Origin of the sequence: Photorhabdus temperata (assembly GCF_025384845.1) — a bacterium.
GTDB lineage: Bacteria > Pseudomonadota > Gammaproteobacteria > Enterobacterales > Enterobacteriaceae > Photorhabdus > Photorhabdus temperata.
Window position 1 is genome coordinate 1 of sequence record NZ_JAJAFX010000213.1, and the last position, 520, is coordinate 520.

Sequence of the window (520 nt, forward strand, 5' to 3'; positions counted from 1 at the left end):
GCGAAATCCCGTCGTGCCGAAGAAGAGGACCGCGACGAGGAAGACGCCGAAGAAGAGGATGACGATACCCAGGCTGATGAGGATAACGATGATACTGACGCTGAGGAAGATGATGATGACAAAGACACCTCATCTAAGAAAAGCAAAAAGGCTAAGTCTCGCCGGGCGGAAGAGGATGATGCCGATGCGGAAGAGGATGACGATAAAAAAGAGGGTCGCCGCGCCGAACGGAAACGTTGTGCAGCTATTTTCGGCAGTAAACACGCAGCAAATCGCCCCGACATGGCAGCGCATTTAGCGTTCAATACTCGCATGTCTGCACGCGAAGCGATTAGCACTTTGGCCGCAATGGGGAGTGTTTCAGCCCCGCGCCGCGCTTCATTAGATGAGCGCATGCAACAGGCACAGCAAGTGCGCCTCGGCCCTGATGCCCGACAACCCGCTAGCGGCTCTGTTGAGGCACTTGTGGCTAATGCGACTAGTCTTTATAACTCAGCAAAAGGTAAGAAATAATGGAACA

At 53.5% G+C, this 520-nt stretch carries 1 protein-coding gene; it reads left to right on the forward strand.

Annotation, left to right across the window (positions count from 1 at the left end):
- Window positions 1-513: hypothetical protein (locus LGZ99_RS24625; RefSeq protein ID WP_262979873.1), on the forward strand; the 513-nt coding region annotated here is incomplete at its 5' end.
- Window positions 514-520 lie beyond the last annotated feature (7 nt).